Origin of the sequence: Pseudomonas sp. B21-031 (genome assembly GCF_024748985.1) — a bacterium.
Classification (GTDB): domain Bacteria; phylum Pseudomonadota; class Gammaproteobacteria; order Pseudomonadales; family Pseudomonadaceae; genus Aquipseudomonas; species Aquipseudomonas kermanshahensis.
This window is the reverse complement of sequence record NZ_CP087181.1, coordinates 5,881,348-5,895,563: the sequence shown is the minus strand read 5'-3', so window position 1 is coordinate 5,895,563 and position 14,216 is coordinate 5,881,348. Positions and strand designations below refer to the sequence as shown.

Below are 14,216 nucleotides of genomic sequence, written 5' to 3'. Positions count from 1 at the left end.
CTTGCCGGCGATAGGGCCGGAAAAGTCAGCGCAGTGCGTAATCCAGCACGACCCCAATGAACACCAGTAACCCCGCCCAGTGATTGTGCAGAAACGCCTTGAAGCACGACTCGCGGTCCAGCTTGCGCGTCGACCAGAACTCCCAGGCAAAGCACAACGCCGCCCCCAGCAGCCCCAGGTGGAACCAGCCGCCCAGCTCGAAGCGGCTCCCAGCCAACAGCAGGCAAGCCAACGACAGCAACTGCAAGGTCAGGATGATCACCCGGTCGGCTTCGCCAAACAGAATGGCCGTCGATTTCACGCCAATCTTCAGGTCATCGTCGCGGTCGACCATGGCGTAATAAGTGTCGTAACCCACGGTCCACAGCAGGTTGGCGATGTACAGCAGCCAGGCACTGGCCGGCAGCTCACCGCCAGCAGCGGTGAACGCCATGGGGATACCCCAGGAATACGCGGCGCCCAGCACCACCTGCGGGTAATAGGTATAGCGCTTCATGAACGGGTAGCAGAACGCCAGGGCCACGGCGCCGAACGATAGCCAGACGGTCCGGCTGTTGGTACACAGCACCAGCAGGAAACTCACCCCGACCAGGATCGCGAACAGTGCCAGCGCCTCGCGGGGTTTGACCCGGCCGCTGGCCAAGGGGCGGTCAGCGGTGCGTTTGACGTGGCCATCGACCTTGCGGTCGGCAAAGTCATTGATGCAGCAGCCTGCCGCGCGCATCAGCACCACGCCAAGGCCGAAGATCAGCACGTTGGCCAGGGTCGGCGAACCTTGGCCTGCAATCCATACAGCCGACAGGGTCGGCCACAGCAGCAGGTAGATGCCGATGGGGCGGTCCATGCGGCTGAGCTGGACAAAGTCCCAGGCGCGCGGGTGCACGCGGTTTAGCGACTTGAGCAGTTGCAGGTACATCAGCGGTTTTCCTCCTTGGCCGCTTGCCACAGGGCTGGCAGGAACACCTCGGCTACCAGCAGGTCCAGGCCGTCCCGTTCAAAGCGTGAGCGTCGGCCCCAAAGCGCATCATGGCGGGCCTCGGTCGGTAACCAGGCCTGTGGATAACTGCACACTTGCAGGGGGTGGCGAATGAACGCCTGGTCACAGAACAGCAACTCGCCCAGCGAGCGGCTGCCCAGGGTCTCGAGGTCCAGGCCACCGCGCTCCAGGGCGCTGCGGCTGGCCACGCTGCGGGCGAACACCCAGGGTTGGCCGTGGCCACGCAGGTACACCTCGCGCACCCAGCCTTGCGCCCCCGGCGCGATGCCCAGGGCCTGGCATTCGTCATCACGCAGTGGCTGCCAGCCTTCCAGCAGCGGGGTGACGGAGAAATGATCGTGGGACAGGCGGGTCAGGCGGCGGGTCAGCGAGCCCTCGTCGAACAGCCAGTCCAGGGTCGGCTGGTCGATCTCGGTCGCCAGCTGTGAATACGGCAGCCACGCGACAGCGGCTGCTTGCGGGGATTCGTACGACACGTCGGTATGCTTGTTACAGCCAGAGAGGCGGCGAGCTTAGCATGATTGCCCCGACTGCTTGCATACTGCTGGCAGGGCCAGTAAAAAGCCCCCAAAGATTGCGCGGCGGCCCCCTGGCGGGCCATCAGCAGCGACACAAGCCCGAGCCTGAAACGAGGAATCCGTACCGATGAAAAAATGGCAATGTATTGTCTGTGGCCTGATCTACGACGAAGCCGAAGGCTGGCCCGACGACGGCATCGCCCCCGGCACCCGCTGGGAAGACGTCCCTGCAGACTGGCTGTGCCCCGACTGCGGCGTCGGCAAGAGCGACTTCGAAATGATCGCCATCGGCTGATCATCCCCTGTTCCCACCCTGAGGTAAGCACGACATGACGTCCCCCGTAGTCATCATCGGTACTGGCCTGGCCGGCTACAACCTGGCCCGTGAATTTCGCAAGCTCGATGGCGAGACGCCGCTGCTGTTGATTACCGCCGACGATGGTCGTTCCTACTCCAAACCCATGCTCTCCACGGGTTTTGCCAAGCTCAAGGATGCCGATGGGCTGTGCATGGCCGAGCCAGGCGCGATGGCCGAGCAGCTCAAGGCCGAAATCCGCACCCACACCCGTATCAGCGGCATCGACCCCGGGCACAAGCGCCTGTGGATCGGCGAAGAGGCCGTGGCCTATCGTGACCTGGTGTTGGCCTGGGGCGCCCAGACCGTGCAGGTGCCGATCGAGGGCGACGCTGGCGGGCAGGTTTTCCCGATCAACGACCTGGAGGATTACGCACGCTTTCGCGCCGCCGCTGCCGGTAAGCAGCGCGTGCTGATTTTGGGCGCTGGCTTGATTGGCTGCGAATTCGCCAATGACATGAGCCAGGGCGGGTTCCAGGTCGAGGTGGTGGCCCCGTGCGAGCAGGTGATGCCGACCCTGTTGCACCCAGCCGCCGCCGCAGCCGTGCAGGCCGGGCTTGAAGGCCTTGGCGTGCGCTTCCACCTAGGCCCGGTGCTGACGCGCCTGCAGCAGGTGGCGCAGGGCCTTGAGGCGCACCTGTCCGACGGCAGCGTGATCGCTTGCGACCTGGTGGTTTCAGCCATCGGCTTGCGCCCCCGCACTGATCTTGCCGCTGCTGCTGGCCTGCAGACTAATCGCGGCGTGGTGGTGGACCGGCAGTTGCGCACGTCCCACGCCAATATCTTCGCCCTGGGCGACTGCGCCGAGGTGGACGGCATCAACCTGCTCTATGTGATGCCGCTGATGAGCTGTGCCCGCGCCTTGGCGCAGACCCTGGCCGGCAACCCCACGGCCGTCAGCTACGGGGCGATGCCGATCACCGTGAAGACCCCCGCATGCCCGCTGGTGGTCTCGCCGCCGCCGCAAGGGCACGACGGCAACTGGCAGGTGGAGGGGCAGGGCAGCGACCTCAAGGTGCTCTGCCACGATGCTGACGGCAAGCTGCTGGGCTATGCCCTGACCGGTGCGGCCGTGATGGAAAAGCTGGCGCTGAATCGTCAGTTACCCCCGGTAATGGCGTAAATAGCGGGCGTTCTGTCGGATTTATCCTGTTGTTGCTCACACAATGGCCGCCCAGATACTGGCGCGGCCTCGGTGAGCGTGCCATTCTCACTCCCGTCTGCCGCAGATTAGAGCCTGCGGTGCCTTGAGCGCTGCTCCCAGAGGCAGCACGGCATAACAACAAAAAATCCCGTCAAAGAGGCTTCACTATGCGCAAACCAGAACTCGCCGCTGTCATCGCCGAAAAGGCCGATCTGACCAAGGAAAAGGCCAACGTGGTGCTGAATGCGATCCTCGACAGCATTACCGGTGCGCTGGACAAGGACACCGTGACCCTGGTCGGTTTCGGCACCTTTGAAAAACGTCACCGTGGTGCGCGTACCGGCAAGAACCCCCAGACCGGCGAGCCGGTGAAGATCAAGGCCAGCAACACCGTAGCCTTCAAGCCAGGCAAGAACCTGCGTGACAGCGTCAACGTACCGGCCAAGCCAGCCAAGAAAGGCAAGTGATCGAATCCTGACATCCCCAGTGTCGGTTCAGCGGGCGCCCTAGGGCGCCCGTTGTGCTTTCTGTAGGGATATGTTGCGAACTTGCATAAATAGTTCTGGAAGAGGATAAACTGCGCGACTCAGTCATTTTTTATTCGAGGCGCGTTGATGAAGTTCCGCTTTCTTCTCTGGGCCATGGGGCTGTTGATGGCCAGGGCCAGCCGTAACAACCCGGCGTTCAAGCAGCAGCTCAAGGACAAAGATCTGGTATTCCAGATGCAGACCCTGGACGGCAAAATCGCCCGGCACTTCATCGTCAGCGACGAGCGCATCAGCAGCAAAGGCGGCGTGCACCCGCAGCCGGCGTTCGCCATTGCGTTCAAAGATGCCGCTTACGGGTTTGCCACGCTGCAGGCAAGCAACAAGCAGTTGGCCTTTATGCAGGGGATTCAGGACAAACACATCCAGATCAAGGGCAATCCGGCGTTGGTGATGTGGTTCCAGGGCTTGATGAAGTACCTCAAGCCGAAGAAAAAGCGCTGAGCCTGGCCCTGTAGGAGCAGCCTTGCGCTGCGAAGAGGCCGGTGACAACACAGTGAATTTTCGCTGCAGTCACCGGCCTCTTCGCAGCGCAAGGCTGCTCCTACAAGGGTTGCGCGTTACGCCCCGAGCTATTAGTGCGGGGCGTGAAACTGCGATGCCAGTTCCCGCAGCAGGGTTTCGGCCTCCAGCACCTTGTTCACCACATCCTCGGCCTTCTCCCGAGTCACCCCCAACCGCTCCAGCAGTTCATCGGGGACATCTTCCTGAGGCCCCGAGCCAATACCGCGCGAACGCAGCAGGCGAGTCGCCAGGCACACCAGGTTGGGGAACGCCGCATAGACGCCGTCATAAGACGGGTCATGCTGGAAGCGCAGCGCCGTCGAGAGCTCATCCGGCATGTCCCACAGCTTCATCAGCCACGCGCCGATCTGCTCGCGGTTGATGCCCAGCAGGTGTTGCTCCACATAGGTGTGGCACAGGTGCGGGTTGACCTCCAAGTGCCGGCAGATCAGCGAGAAGTGCGGCGGGAACACGTGCGCCAGCAGCAGATAGCCAAAGTTGTGCAGCAGCCCGGCCAGGTACGTCAGGCCGGCTTCCGGGCGCTCTGCCCGCGGCATGGCGCGGGTCAGGCCTTCGATGATGGCTGCGGTGTAGATCGACTGCTGCCAATACGGTGTGGCCTGCTGCGGGTGGTCCTTGGGCAGGCTCAGGGTCTTGCCCAGGGCCAGCCCCAAGGCCAGGTTGATGACCAGGTCGAAGCCCAGCACGCGCACGATGGCGTCTTCTACTGAACGGATCTTGCCTGGCGAGGCGTAGTAGGGCGATGCCGCCCAGCTGACCACCTGCGCAGCCAGCGCAGGGTCGGTTTCGACCACGCCGGTGATGTCATCGATGCTGGCGTTAGGGTCTACCCGCAGCTTGATGATCTTCTGCGCTGTGTCGGCCAACGGCGGGATTTCGATGGTTTCTTCCAGGCGCTTCTGGATACGTCGCGCGGTAAAGGCTTGGACCGCCTGGGTGATTTCGTGGGAGTCATCATCGGGCCGATCGAGGTTGGGGCTGATGGCCTTCACCTCCTGGCCAAAGCTGCTGGCGCTGGCCTTGGCGAGCATGCGTTTGAAGTCCGCGCGGTCGATTTCCAGCAACAGGCCAGCTTCGCCGGACTGAATCAGCACCGTCTCGCAGTCGAGCAGGCTTTTTTCGTACTGGCACGGCGAGCTGGTCAACGCCGGAATGCCCGGCAGGCGCTTGAGGTGGTGCTTGTCGAGCATCTGCTTGAGCCGGGGGACCGATACGGCGGTCAACTTGCGGCCGGTCAGCTCGGTCAGGCGATTCAGGTCAAGCAGCTGGCTCTGCGGGAACAACACCATCAAGGCGCCGACTTCGTCGTCGAGGAGCACCGCCTGCACCCGCGAGGCGGCAGGCAATTGCGCATGCTCGAGCACTTCGCGGTAGGTGACGCCAACCTTATCGAGCAGCAGCCGGATGACAGAGGGCGCGTGTGGGGTTGCGGTGTCCAGGGCAACTTCAGTCATGGTCCGTATCCACTAATTCTTTTAAACGCGAAGTATAACCAGTCCCGCCGCAAATCTGGATCCATTGTGGGACTGGCGTCACACTTGGCCGTATTGCTGGCCATGCCGCAGCCAGCGGTCAAGCAACGGGCTGACATGGTCCGGCCAGCGCGCGATCAGCGCTTGGGCGGCATCACGTACGGCCGGCAGCAGGTCGGCATCACGCATCAGGTCAGCGACCTTGAACTGTAGCAGGCCGGTCTGGCGTGTTCCCAGCATCTCGCCGGGGCCGCGCAGTTCCAGGTCTTTTTCGGCGATGATGAAGCCATCGTTGGTTTCACGCATGATCCCCAGGCGTTCGCGGCCAATCTGCGACAGTGGCGGGTGATACAGCAACACGCAGTGGCTCACCGCGCTGCCCCGGCCAACCCGGCCACGCAGCTGGTGCAGTTGGGCCAGGCCCAGGCGTTCGGGGTTCTCGATGATCATCAGGCTGGCATTGGGCACGTCCACCCCCACCTCGATGACCGTGGTCGCCACCAGCAGTTGCAGCTCACCGGCCTTGAACTGGGCCATGATCTCGGCCTTTTCCGCAGGCTTCATGCGCCCGTGGATAAGGCCGACGCGTAGCTCGCCCAGGGCGCTGCCAAGCTCCTCATAGGTGCTCTCGGCCGCCTGGCAGGTCAGTTCTTCGGATTCTTCGATCAGGGTGCACACCCAATAGGCCTGACGCCCCTCGGCACAGGCGGCACGCACCCGCTCTACCACCTCGAAGCGGCGGCTGTCGGCCACCAGCACGGTGTTCACCGGCGTACGCCCGGGTGGCAGCTCGTCGAGGACCGAGGTGTCGAGGTCGGCGTAGGCGCTCATCGCCAAGGTCCGTGGGATCGGCGTGGCAGTCATGATCAGCTGGTGCGGGCACAGTTCGCCGGCCACGCCTTTTTTGCGCAGGGCCAGGCGTTGCTGCACGCCGAACCGGTGCTGTTCATCGATGATCGCCAGGGCCAGGTGCTTGAACTTGACCTCTTCCTGGAACAGCGCATGGGTGCCCACCACCATCGGTGCGCCGTTGGCGATCTGTTCCAGCGAGCTGGCGCGGGCCTTGCCCTTGAGCTTGCCGGCCAGCCATGCCACCTCGATGCCCAGCGGTTCGAGCCAGCGCTTGAAGGTAATGAAGTGCTGTTCGGCGAGGATCTCGGTGGGGGCCATCAACGCCACCTGGTAACCGGCCTCCAGCGCTTGCAGTGCCGCCAGTGCGGCGACCACCGTTTTACCGGCCCCGACATCGCCCTGTACCAGGCGCATCATCGGCTCGGCCTGGGCCAGGTCGTAGGCAATTTCGTTGGCCACCCGTTGCTGGGCGCCGGTCGGCTTGAAGCCCAGGTTGGCCAGGTACTGCGCCGGCAACCGGCTGGCTTTGGGCAGTACGGGGGCACGCAGGCTGCGCAGGCTCTCGCGCAGGCGTTGCTGCGACAGCTGGTGGGTCAGCAGCTCTTCGAACGCCAGGCGGTGTTGAGCCCAATGCTGGCCTTCGGCAAGCTCGTCGAGGTCGGCATCGGCCGGCGGGTTGTGCAGGTAGCGGATAGCATCGTCCAACGGCGCCAACTGGTAGTCCCGGGCCAGCTCATCGGGCAGCCAGTCGGGCAGGCTGCGCGGGCCAAGCATGCCCAGGCTCTGCTGGCAGAGCAGGCGCAGGCGTTGCTGGGTGAGGCCTTCGGTGGACGGGTAGATCGGCGTCAGGGTCTGTTCCACCGGGGGCGGTGGCTCGTCGCCGTTGAGCGCCCGGTACTCCGGGTGGTAGATCTCCAGGCCAGAGGCGCCGGGGCGAGCTTCGCCATAGCAGCGCAGGTGGGTGCCGCGTTTCAGGCCTTCTTTTTGCGCATTGCTGAAGTGATAGAAGCGCAGGCTCAATACGCCGCTGCCGTCACCCAGGCGCACCACGAGGCTGCGGCGCTTGCCCATGGTCACGTCCGCACCGCTTACTACACCTTCGATCACAGCATCCTGCCCCGGGCGCAGCTCGCCAATGGGCACCACACGGGTGCGGTCCTGGTAGCGCAGGGGTAGGTGGAACAGTATGTCCTGCAGGTTCTCCAGGCCAACCTTGGCGAGTTTTTCCGCCATGGCATCGCCCACCCCTTTGAGCACCGTGACCGGGACCTTCGACAGCTCACTCATGACTCAGGCCGGCTGTTCCACAGGGGGTTTGGCGACCGAGCAAAGGCGGATCGAGTCAGCGAGGATCTCGATGGCCTTGGGCCGCGGGAAGCTGGCACGCCAGGCGATGGCCACGGTGCGGAACGGTGCTGGCGCAGTCAGCGGGCGCACTTCGATGATGCCTGGCGCGTAATGGTGGCTATGCACCGCCGACAGCGGCAGGATCGAGACGCCAAGGCCCGAGGCAACCATGTGCCGAATGGTTTCCAGGGAGCTGGATTCCACCGTGGTGTGCCGGGCGCCTTCGCCGCCTTTGTTCAGTGTCGGGCAGGCTTCCAGGACCTGGTCGCGGAAGCAATGGCCTTCACCGAGCAGCAGCAGGCTCTTGTCGTTGAGCATGGCGGTGTCGATGGTCTTTTTCGCCGTCCACGGGTGGTCGGCAGGCATCAAGGCGCAGAATGGCTCATCGTACAGCGGCAGGGTCAGCACGTCGGCTTCGTTGAACGGCAGGGCGATGATCACTGCGTCGAGTTCGCCGTTGCGCAGCTTTTCGCGCAGTACGTGGGTGAAGTTCTCTTCGATGTACAGCGGCATCTGCGGCGCCACACGGTGCAGCTGCGGGATCAGGTGCGGGAACAGATAAGGGCCGACGGTATAGATGGCACCGACCTTGAGCGGGGCCGTCAGCTGGTTCTTGCCGGCCTGGGCCAGCTCGCGGATGCCTTGAGCCTGTTCCAGTACCTTCTGTGCCTGGGCGACGATGCTTTCGCCGACCGGGGTCAGGCGCACCGCGCTCTTGCTGCGCTCGAAAATAAGCACGCCAAGCTCGTCCTCGAGCTTCTTCACACCGACCGACAGGGTCGGTTGGCTCACGTGGCAACGTTCGGCCGCGTGGCCGAAATGTTGTTCCTGGGCGAGTGTGACGATGTAGCGTAATTCTGTGAGGGTCATAACGTGCGTCCATGAAGTTGCGAGCCCAGCATAGCGGCTGCAATCGATAGACGCACGTTATCAGACTTGCCGATTTGTGACAGAAACAAAAGTCTCAGCGGCGGTCCAGCGAGTAGACGAACGGCGCCACGACTTCGATCGTGCCGTTGTTCAACAACTCAGGTGGCGGCTTGGGTACCGTGCCGGCACGACGGATCATTTCCAGGGTCGCCCGGTCCAGCGCCGCGCTGCCCGAACCCCCGGCCATGGCGTACGACACCACCTTGCCTTCGGCATCGACCACGAAACGCAGGCGGTTGATGCCCTGCAGGCCGCGACGACGCGCGTCTTCCGGGTAACGCTTGTACTTGGCCAAGTGGCGCAGCAGGTCACTCTGCCAGGTAGGCAGGGCGTTGCTATTGGACGCAATGCTCGGTGCCGGTGCCGCGGACTTCTGCGGCGGCGTGTTGCTTGGCGGTGCGTCTACCACGCTTTCGGTCGGCGGCGCTTCCTTCGGCGGCTCAGGCTTTTTCTCAGGCTTGGGCGGCTGGGGCTTGGCCTTCGGCTTGGGCGGCTTGGCGATGGCGATCTTGGGTTTAGGGGCTTCCACCAGCTTGGGCAACGGCAGTTCTTCGACCGGTGCCGGCGGCTGGGGGACGGCTTTTGGAGGAGGAGGTGGCGCAGGCTCCGGCAAAGGTGCCAGCTCGACCATCATGGCTGCCGGCGGCAGCTCGATGGCCTGAGGCACCGACCAATTGAGCGTGAGCAGCACAGCGACGGCATGGACACCCAGCACAAGTGCCAGGCTGCCGCTGTAACGCGCCAGATTGTGCCGCGTCTTCGTCATTTCTTGGCTGCCGTCTCGAGACCTACCAGACCGACTTTCAAATAGCCGGCCGCGCGCATGTTGTTCATCACTTCCATCAGGTCACCGTAATCCACGCCCTTGTCGGCCTGGAAGAAGATGGTGGTTTCCTTGTCGCCCTTGGTCTTGGCATCGAGCATCGGGCCAAGCTGGTCGGGCGCAGATACCTGATCGTCGCCGACATACAGCTTCTGGTCGGCCTTGACGCTGACGAACACCGGTTTTTCGGGCCTCGGCGCTGGCTTGGCGGTCGAGGCCGGCAGGTCGACTTTGATGTCGACCGTGGCCAGGGGCGCCGCCACCATGAAGATGATCAGCAGTACCAGCATCACGTCGATAAACGGCGTAACGTTGATTTCGTGGTTTTCGGCGAGGTCGTCGCCACCTTCGTTGAGATGCAGGCCCATGGCTTACCCCACTTTCACCATGTGCGGGGCGGCGCGCTCGCTGCCTTGGTGGTCCAGGTCACGGCTGACCAGCAGCAGCACCTGGGCAGAAGCGTCAGACACCTGAGCCTTGTAGCCGGCAATGGAGCGGGCGAAGACGTTGTAGATGACCACCGCCGGGATTGCCGCAACCAGGCCCAAGGCGGTTGCCAGCAGGGCTTCGGCGATGCCTGGGGCAACCACTGCCAGGTTGGTGGTTTGGGTCTTGGCGATGCCGATGAAGCTGTTCATGATGCCCCACACGGTGCCGAACAGGCCGACGAAGGGTGCGGTCGAACCAATGGTGGCGAGCACGCCGGTGCCGCTGCTCATGTTGCGGCCGCTGGCGGCTACCAAGCGCTCGAGGCGGAAGGCGACGCGCTCTTTGATGCCCTCTTTTTCACGTGCGTTGGTCGACAGGCGCATCTCTTCAAGCGCATCGTGGACCAAGGTGTGCGCCAAGGTGCCTTCCTTGTTCGAGACGTCGCTGGCTTCCTTGAGGCTGGCGGATTTCTTCAGCTGGGCGATCTCGCCGCGCAGACGACGCTTGGCGCCCATCAGCTCGAAGCCTTTGGCAATCCAGATGGTCCAGGTGATGATCGAGGCGATGGCCAGGCCGATCATGACGATCTTCACCACGATGTCGGCGTTCTTGTACATACCCCACGGGGACAGGTCGTGCGCCATGCCCAGGGTAGTATCTTCGACCAGTGCTTCGACGCTTGGGTCTGCGGCGGCTGGCGCATCGGCCGGGGCGTTGGCGACAGGTGCCGAGCCGTCTGCGGCAGGGGCAGCGGCGGTGTTAGCCGGGGCGGCAGCGGCAGCCGGGGTGCTGGCGTTGGCAGTTGGCTCATCGGCCATGGCCACTGGGGCCAGTACCAGGCTGAACATCAGCGCGGCGATGGCACGCCAGGCGCGCGACGGGGTTGGCGAAGCGGAGGGTTGAGTACGTGTCATGCTGGCCGGACCTGATGAAGAAAAAGAGTGAACGTTCTCCAAGGCCTCGAGATAGGCCGAGAACAGATAGGGGCGCCATTATTGCAAGTAATTCTTGTTAACAAAAGTAATCTTGTTGCTTTTTTCACCTAAGGTCTAGCCACTCATCGTGTAGCGTGGCGGGTCTGATCAACTGGTCTAGGGAGTTTTGAGATGTCAGACCTTTCAGTAATGGTCGTAGGTTGTGGTGATGTGGGCGGCCGTCTGGCCCAGCAATTGCTGGCCCGTGGCTGGCAGGTGAGTGGCCTGCGCCGCGCGGTCGAGCACTTGCCCGCAGGTGTTGTGCCGGTGGCCGCCGACCTGGCCGAACCCACCATCCCGCTGGCGTGGCCACAGCAAGCGCCGGACTACCTGGTGTATTGCGTGGCGGCCAGCCAGCACGACGAGGCGGGGTATCAGTCGGCCTATGTCGACGGGTTGCGCCATGTGCTGGGCTGGCTTGCCGAACGTGGTCAGCACCCGCGTCGCTTGCTGTTTGTGTCCAGCAGCAGCGTGTTTGCGCAAAAAGACGGCGAGTGGGTCGACGAGACGGCGGCCACCGAGCCTGAAGGGTATTCTGGCCGGATCATGCTCGACGCCGAGCGCTTGGCGCTGGCCAGTGGTATCCCGGCAAGCGTGGTGCGCTTGACCGGCATCTACGGGCCGGGCCGTGAATGGCTACTGAGCCAGGTGCGTCAGGGCTACCGTGTGGCTGAAGAGCCACCGCTGTATGGCAACCGTATTCATGCCGAAGATGCCGCAAGTTTGCTGGCTTACCTGCTGCAGGCCGATGCCGACGGCGTGGCGCTGGACGACTGCTATATAGGTGTCGATGACGACCCGGCGCCGCTGGCCGATGTGGTGGGCTGGTTGCGTGGGTACCTGGGCGTTACCGAGTGGTCGGATGAGCAGCGGGTGCGGCGTACGGGCAGCAAGCGCTGCAGCAATGCCCGTGTGCGGGCCTTGGGCTGGGTGCCAGAGTACCCAAGTTACAAAGAAGGGTATGCGGCGATTCTGCAGGCTAAAGAGTGAGTCTACCGGCCTCTTCGCGGGTAAACCCGCTCCCACAGGGTGAGCGCTGATTCTGATGTCAGCGGGGTACCTGGACTGCCCCCAAGAAGTTGGACACCAATCCAACCCTTGGGGGATCTATGGGCAAGTACACCGAGCAGTTCAAGCTCAAGGCGATTGCAGCCTACCTTGATGGCAGCGACGGCTTCCGAAAAGTGGCTCGCCACTTTGGCATCGATTTCAGCCTGCTGAGGCGCTGGGTGGCCAGCCACCAAGCCGACTCCAGCATCGGCCAACGTCCTCACGGCCGGCGTTACAGCGAAGAGTTCAAGCACCGGGTGTTGAAGTACATGCATGAACATCGGCTCTCTTTGCGCCAAACAGCCGCCCACTTTGATCTCGGACAGTCTTCGCAGATAGGCATTTGGCAACGACGGTACTACAGTGGTAGCCCCGCAGCGCCTACTGCCGCCAAACCAAGAAAGCCTACTCACGTGCCAAAGAAAATTAAGCCAGTCGAGCCCACTGATACCGATGACGCGCAAAAGCCCCGCGAGCAGCTGCTGGCTGAGCTCGAATACCTGCGCATGGAGAACGCTGTCCTAAAGGAGCTCAAAGCTATGCGCGAGGAGAAGGAGCGAATACAGACGAAAAAGTCCTGATCGTCTGCAAGCTCAAGCGCAGATTTCCTCTACCTGACCTTCTGCGGATGGTCAGGCTGGCGCGCAGCACCTTCTACTACCAGCTCAAAAGCCAACAGAAGCCGGACAAGCATGCTGAGCTCAAAGAGCAGATACAGCGTGTCTATCACGAGCACAAAAAGCTGTATGGCTATCGACGCGTGGCGCTCGTGATCAGAAACAACGGGACCCTGGTTAACAAGAAGGTCGTTGAGCGGTTGATGGCTGAGCTAGACCTGAGATCGGTCGTGCGGCCCAAGAAATACCGTTCCTACCGGGGCGTAGTGGGCAAAGTAGCAATGAATCTTTTAGAGCGTAACTTCGTGGCTCAACGGCCCAACCAGAAATGGGTAACCGATGTAACCGAGTTCAAGGTCGCCGAGCAAAAGCTCTACCTCTCACCCGTCATGGACTTGTACAACGCCGAGATCGTGGCATACGAAATGGCCAGCCGGCCCTGTTATAGCCTGGTTGGAAACATGCTGGACAAGGCGCTTAAGAAGCTGGGCGAGACGCCAAAGCTGGTGATGCACTCGGATCAGGGCTGGCACTATCAACAGCCTCAGTATCGTCACAAGCTCTATCAGCGCGGCGTAAAACAGAGCATGTCGCGTAAAGGAAATTGCCTGGACAACGCGGCCATGGAAAGCTTCTTTGGTACGCTCAAGTCAGAGTTCTTCCACCTGAAGCGATTTGAAAGCGTCGAAGAACTGAAGGCGGGTCTGGATGAGTACATTCATTACTACAACCATGACCGCATCAAGCTAAGGCTGAACGGCCTGAGCCCCGTTGATTACAGGGCTCAGGCTGCTAGCTGAAACTGTCCAACTTTCTGGGGGCAGTCCATACCTGTGGGAGCGGGTTTACCCGCGAAAGGGCCGGCGTGACGGGTAGAGATCCTGGCAGGCCTCAGTCCTTCTCCAGCACCCATTGCCGAGCACCGGCCGCCAATACCGGCATTTCATCCGGCTTCGCGCGGTTAACGGCCTGGAAAATCTCCAGCGTGTCGCCATCACGCTTGATGATAAACGGCGCGCCGCGCTGTTTGCGCTCCAGCCACAGGCTGTCGTTGCTGCCGCCCATGGTCGCGCAATCGCCGGCCAGGCACAGGGCAAAACGGTCCGGGCCAGGCAGGCCACTGACGTTGCCGGTGTCGCTGAAGCGAACGGCGGAGCCTTTGCCCTGGCCGTCGATGATTTTCCATTCACCGCCCAGGTAGGCCTGATACAGCGCCTTCTCGAAGCTGCCACCCAGCGGTGCATTGCCGGGTTGCTTGACGCGTACGAAGGTTTGTTCGGTACCGGACTGCGCGGTGGTTTTCAGCTCGTCACCATCCAGTGCCAGCTGTTCGGTCTGGCCGTCCTGGAAATTGGCCAGCCATTGCTTCTCGTTGGCGCTCAACTGGCCGTCGGCAGCCTCGAAGCCATTGCTGAAGCTGGCCTGCTGGTGAGCCACGTCGAGTTTCCACTCGAATACAGGGCCGTGTTCGTTCAGTGCCTGACGCAGGCTGCCACTTTTGACGGCGGCTTTGATGGCGTCCTGGTTGATCCAGGTGCCGTTGAAGTCTTCGGGTTTATGGCTGGCGCAACCGCTCAGAAGCAGGGCTGCCAGCGCGAGGGGCAGTGCTTGACGCATGGTGGGTAACCTTGGGGAGAG

The 14,216-nt window shown here is 62.6% G+C and carries 15 protein-coding genes; 6 read left to right on the top strand and 9 right to left on the bottom strand.

Going from position 1 to position 14,216, the window contains the following annotated elements:
- Nucleotides 1-25: 25 nt before the first annotated feature.
- Together ubiA and LOY53_RS26285 are read right to left on the bottom strand one after the other, a co-directional pair.
- Nucleotides 26-916 (bottom strand): 4-hydroxybenzoate octaprenyltransferase, encoded by an 891-nt coding sequence (gene ubiA / locus LOY53_RS26290; RefSeq protein WP_027592135.1) that lies wholly within the window; start codon nt 914-916, stop codon nt 26-28.
- The gene (locus LOY53_RS26285) at nt 916-1,473 is read right to left on the bottom strand and encodes a chorismate lyase (RefSeq protein WP_252826253.1); all 558 of its coding nucleotides are present in this window, start codon (nt 1,471-1,473) and stop codon (nt 916-918) included. Before LOY53_RS26285 ends, ubiA begins: the two co-directional genes overlap by 1 nt.
- Before the next feature lie 169 nt (nt 1,474-1,642).
- On the opposite strand from LOY53_RS26285, the gene LOY53_RS26280 reads away from it, so the two are divergent.
- The 4 genes from LOY53_RS26280 (at nt 1,643) to LOY53_RS26265 (ending at nt 4,003) form a co-directional block, all read left to right on the top strand.
- Nucleotides 1,643-1,810: a rubredoxin gene (locus LOY53_RS26280; protein ID WP_027592137.1), complete on the top strand. Its 168-nt coding sequence runs from the start codon at nt 1,643-1,645 to the stop codon at nt 1,808-1,810.
- Nucleotides 1,811-1,844: 34 nt separating this feature from the next.
- Nucleotides 1,845-2,993 carry an NAD(P)/FAD-dependent oxidoreductase gene (locus LOY53_RS26275; RefSeq protein WP_252826252.1) on the top strand — a complete coding sequence of 383 codons (1,149 nt, stop codon included), beginning with the start codon at nt 1,845-1,847 and terminating at the stop codon, nt 2,991-2,993.
- 188 nt (nt 2,994-3,181) lie between these two features.
- A complete protein-coding gene (locus LOY53_RS26270; protein WP_027592139.1) occupies nt 3,182-3,481 on the top strand; it encodes an HU family DNA-binding protein in 300 nt (99 codons plus the stop codon).
- Nucleotides 3,482-3,628: 147 nt separating this feature from the next.
- On the top strand, nt 3,629-4,003 hold the full coding sequence (locus tag LOY53_RS26265; RefSeq protein WP_027592140.1) for a helicase: 375 nt from the start codon (nt 3,629-3,631) through the stop codon (nt 4,001-4,003).
- A 131-nt stretch (nt 4,004-4,134) separates the two neighbouring features.
- Here LOY53_RS26265 and LOY53_RS26260 read toward each other — a convergent pair whose 3' ends face one another.
- The 6 genes from LOY53_RS26260 to exbB form a co-directional block, all read right to left on the bottom strand.
- On the bottom strand, nt 4,135-5,538 hold the full coding sequence (locus tag LOY53_RS26260; RefSeq protein ID WP_252826250.1) for an aminoacyl-tRNA deacylase and HDOD domain-containing protein: 1,404 nt from the start codon (nt 5,536-5,538) through the stop codon (nt 4,135-4,137).
- A 78-nt stretch (nt 5,539-5,616) separates the two neighbouring features.
- Nucleotides 5,617-7,695 carry an ATP-dependent DNA helicase RecG gene (gene recG, locus LOY53_RS26255; RefSeq protein WP_027592142.1) on the bottom strand — a complete coding sequence of 693 codons (2,079 nt, stop codon included), beginning with the start codon at nt 7,693-7,695 and terminating at the stop codon, nt 5,617-5,619.
- Between the two features lie 3 nt (nt 7,696-7,698).
- Nucleotides 7,699-8,625 (bottom strand): hydrogen peroxide-inducible genes activator, encoded by a 927-nt coding sequence (locus tag LOY53_RS26250; RefSeq protein WP_252826249.1) that lies wholly within the window; start codon nt 8,623-8,625, stop codon nt 7,699-7,701.
- A 94-nt stretch (nt 8,626-8,719) separates the two neighbouring features.
- Nucleotides 8,720-9,451, bottom strand: a complete 732-nt coding sequence (locus tag LOY53_RS26245) for an energy transducer TonB (RefSeq protein WP_027592144.1) — start codon at nt 9,449-9,451, stop codon at nt 8,720-8,722.
- A complete protein-coding gene (gene exbD, locus LOY53_RS26240; protein WP_027592145.1) occupies nt 9,448-9,876 on the bottom strand; it encodes a TonB system transport protein ExbD in 429 nt (142 codons plus the stop codon). The genes LOY53_RS26245 and exbD overlap by 4 nt, the downstream gene beginning before the upstream one ends.
- A 3-nt stretch (nt 9,877-9,879) precedes the next feature.
- Nucleotides 9,880-10,851: a tonB-system energizer ExbB gene (exbB, locus tag LOY53_RS26235; protein WP_027592146.1), complete on the bottom strand. Its 972-nt coding sequence runs from the start codon at nt 10,849-10,851 to the stop codon at nt 9,880-9,882.
- 192 nt (nt 10,852-11,043) lie between these two features.
- Between exbB and LOY53_RS26230 the strand changes: the two genes are divergently transcribed.
- A complete protein-coding gene (locus LOY53_RS26230; protein ID WP_252826248.1) occupies nt 11,044-11,901 on the top strand; it encodes an SDR family oxidoreductase in 858 nt (285 codons plus the stop codon).
- Nucleotides 11,902-12,020: 119 nt separating this feature from the next.
- Nucleotides 12,021-13,378, top strand: a protein-coding gene (locus LOY53_RS26225; protein WP_408981312.1) for an IS3 family transposase whose coding sequence is annotated in 2 segments (ribosomal slippage) — nt 12,021-12,494 and nt 12,497-13,378 — 1,356 coding nt in all. Because the reading frame shifts where the segments join, the coding sequence is not laid out codon by codon here.
- Nucleotides 13,379-13,469: 91 nt separating this feature from the next.
- On the opposite strand, the gene LOY53_RS26220 is transcribed toward LOY53_RS26225, so the two are convergent.
- Nucleotides 13,470-14,195, bottom strand: a complete 726-nt coding sequence (locus LOY53_RS26220) for a hypothetical protein (RefSeq protein WP_252826247.1) — start codon at nt 14,193-14,195, stop codon at nt 13,470-13,472.
- Nucleotides 14,196-14,216 lie beyond the last annotated feature (21 nt).